4 protein-coding genes are annotated in these 3,178 nt (G+C 37.6%); all 4 read right to left on the bottom strand.

What is annotated here, in order from left to right:
• A partial coding sequence (locus ACEW8U_RS10285; protein WP_373521953.1) for a cysteine peptidase family C39 domain-containing protein occupies positions 1–927 on the bottom strand: 927 nt, incomplete at its 3' end.
• 74 nt (positions 928–1,001) lie between these two features.
• A complete protein-coding gene (locus tag ACEW8U_RS10280) occupies positions 1,002–2,051 on the bottom strand; it encodes a 6-bladed beta-propeller (RefSeq protein WP_373521952.1) in 1,050 nt (349 codons plus the stop codon).
• 81 nt (positions 2,052–2,132) lie between these two features.
• Complete coding sequence (locus ACEW8U_RS10275) at positions 2,133–2,336, bottom strand: hypothetical protein (protein WP_373521951.1); 204 nt, start codon at positions 2,334–2,336, stop codon at positions 2,133–2,135.
• A 134-nt stretch (positions 2,337–2,470) separates the two neighbouring features.
• Positions 2,471–3,178, bottom strand: a 708-nt coding sequence (locus ACEW8U_RS10270; RefSeq protein WP_373521950.1) for a DUF4221 family protein, incomplete at its 5' end; no start/stop codon positions are given.

Raw genomic sequence — 3,178 nt, 5'->3', positions numbered from 1 at the left:
CGTAAGGCTGTAATAGATCAGCACGGCACCAAAAACGATCAGATTGAAAAAAGAAAAGAGTGTGCTGAGGGTGGTCCCGGTCAGCAGGTTTTCTATCCTGCGGTGGTCCCCGATGCGCTGCATGATATCCCCTGTCATCCGGGTATCGAAATAGGAAATGGGCAGGTTCATCAGTTTGATAAAAAAATCCGAGACAAGGGAAATATTGATCCGTGTGGTCAGGTGCAGCAATATCCAACTGCGGAGCACTTCCACACTCATCCTTCCCAAAAACAGCATGATCTGGGCAAAAAGGACCAAATAGATAAACCCTACATCCTGGTTTTGGATCCCCACGTCGACAATGCTCTGTGTCAGAAAGGGAAAAATCAATTGCAACAGACTGCCTACAAGCAATCCTATAGCCAGCTGGGCAATCAGGTTTTTGTAGTTGAACAGATATTTGAACAGGAAACTAAGGGAACGTTTCTCTTTATCTTCCCATTTCATTTTCCTGAAAGCTGGGGTAGGTTCCAGTAATAGCGTGATTCCTTCTTTGGTCCCTTCATCGGCATTGTTTCCGATCCATCTGGCTATGAACTCTTTCTTGGGAAGGTTGATCAAGCCAAAAGCAGGGTCGGAAATAAAGACTACATCCTTTCTGATGCGGTAAACCACCACAAAATGGTGTTTATCCCAATGTACTATAAGGGGCATCAGGGCATTCTTTAACTTTTCATAATTCAGTTTAGCACCGATGGATTTGAATCCCATGGATTCGGCTGCTTCGCTCAATTTGAGCAAGCTACTCCCTTCACGCGTAGTCTCGGAAATCTCCCGGATTTCCCTCAGGCTAATAAGCTTTCCATAGTTCTTGGCAATGATCCTCAAACAGGTAGGTCCGCAGTCCTTGGAGTCGGGTTGTTTGTAGAAGGGGAAGAGTTTCAAGGGATAATAAGGGGTTTACAAAATCAAAAACTTCATTTAATTCCATTGTTGAAAAAGAATCAGCATATTCGGGTTTATTTCAGCTTCACAATTCCTATAACGGGATTTTTTTCTTCAATTGATTTATCTTCGAATTCTACTTTTTTGATATAGTAAAAAAGGTCTTTTTTTAAGTCTATAGGTCTTAAAAACACCGGATCACCATCCTCATCGATCAATCCCTCACTGAGGTTATATCCGGTTTGGTTTTTCTTATCATATAAAAACATAAACCGTTCCCAATCCTGAGCATATTCCAACACATAATAAGAGGAACTATTCACAATATTGTACAACAAAAGTGTTTGGTATTCTCTATCATCAAGGGATTGAGGTCTCTCAAAATGGAACCTTACAGCAGGTTTCAAAATTTTATCTTTTACCTGATATAAGGTGTCCCGCATCAGGTTTTCAGGGGTAAGGACCGGCATAAACATAAATAATCCTTCACCAATATCTGACAACCAAAATCTGTAATTATATCCCCCAATTCGTATTTGATCCAAAACTATCGTTCTAAAGGGAATGGTATCCGATATTTCGAAATTATTATCCAGCTTGTAAATATTCGTCTGATTGGCAATATCATCCCCCAACTTCTTTCCTATCTCCTCTGAAACTATCCATAAGCTACCATCCAAAATTTTCAAATAACCTATGGGATACTCTAACTTTCTTTCCTCTATCAACTCATAATCCGATCCATAAACCAAAAGCTTATTGTATCCTGAAACATAAATATTTCCTGTGACTTCATCAATATCCATAGAATTTACTCTATAATACTCACCTGGCCCCTCTCCTTGCCTCCCTAATAATTGGATAAAATTCCCCTCTAAATCAAAAATCGAAATCCTAGAATCCGTGACTAATAACCTGTCCTGATGTAGTTTTACATTATAAATATATTCAAGAAAAGCTCCACCCTTTGTCTCCAATTGTAATTTTTGATTTGTGATTGCCATTTCAGACAAGAGAAGGGGATAATCGGTTTTGCTGGGAATGGTGATCGAAAACAAGTCAGTATCCTGGTATTCACTACATCCCAAGATTAAAACAGTTAGAGTCAAATAAAATTTATGCATTTGGATTTTCTTTTTATTTAGCATAAGTTCATTAATTTTAAATAAAGGAGTACCAAAAGGTACTCCTTTAATCAATATATTTTAATTTGCTGGAACACAACCACCTCCCACTGGACAGACCCCTGTTGGATCCCAGTTACAATCCCAAACGGTTATTGGATCATCATTTCCACAAGTGCATATCCATTTACAATTCCCAGACCCACCAGTAATTTTTTTCATCTGACTTCTCCCCAGCACTTCATCGGAAGTAAGCCTCAGCATTTCCAAACTTAACTTTTTCATGATTTTTGAATTTATTGAATGTTAAATTCTCCGGACATTTGGGTCACCCAGAGCCTGTGACCATTCATCGCGACTGATTTTTAGAGCCATTAAACCGATGAAAGATTTATAAAATTTTACTAATCTATATTCTGTTATTTTGACATAGTTAATAGCACAAACCCCATTTCATCATTGATATTCTCATAAATCCAGATTTTACCGTCCTTGGCAAAATGCTTTGCAGGTTTTTTTGTTAATTGTGGTACTAAGGTTTCGCCTATCATATTTAGATCTTTATCTAATGCTGTTAGATACACCTTCGATTTTATTTCCACATTATTTATACTTTCGGTCGAGATATTCTGGTAGGAAAACCTGTAAAAAACCTGATTTTTATCATCCCAAAAAGGCGGCATAAAATTGATTTCCTGAAGGAATTTTAAAAATTCAGCATCGAAATGCTCAACAGTTTCATGTTCTAATTTATACTCCTTCACTTTTTCATTGGCAGTAAGCTCACTGTCGTATGATTTCATAAATAGACTATCCATCTTGGTTTCATACCACATGAGAGAACTCGTAATTTGATTGGATAGAATCACTTTTGTACCGAACTTTTCAATTTCTATTTCTGGCGAACGGATCCATATACTTCCACCTGTCAAATATTGTATAAAAGTATAATCTGGCATTCTTTCAAATGTCTTCAACTCTCTTTTTGAAATCTCATACTCGTCCAAATGGAGTATACCCAAAGTAAAACTTTTATCCTTATGACGTAGGATTATTCCATATAATCGGTTGGATTCTGTGTCAAGTTCTCTACTAAATCTCAAATCCTCACCACCATCCATGGGATG

Origin of the sequence: Aquiflexum sp., from assembly GCF_041751335.1 — a bacterium.
Taxonomy (GTDB): domain Bacteria; phylum Bacteroidota; class Bacteroidia; order Cytophagales; family Cyclobacteriaceae; genus Aquiflexum.
Note: the sequence above shows the minus strand (reverse complement) of the source record. Positions and strands in the feature narration are given on the sequence as shown.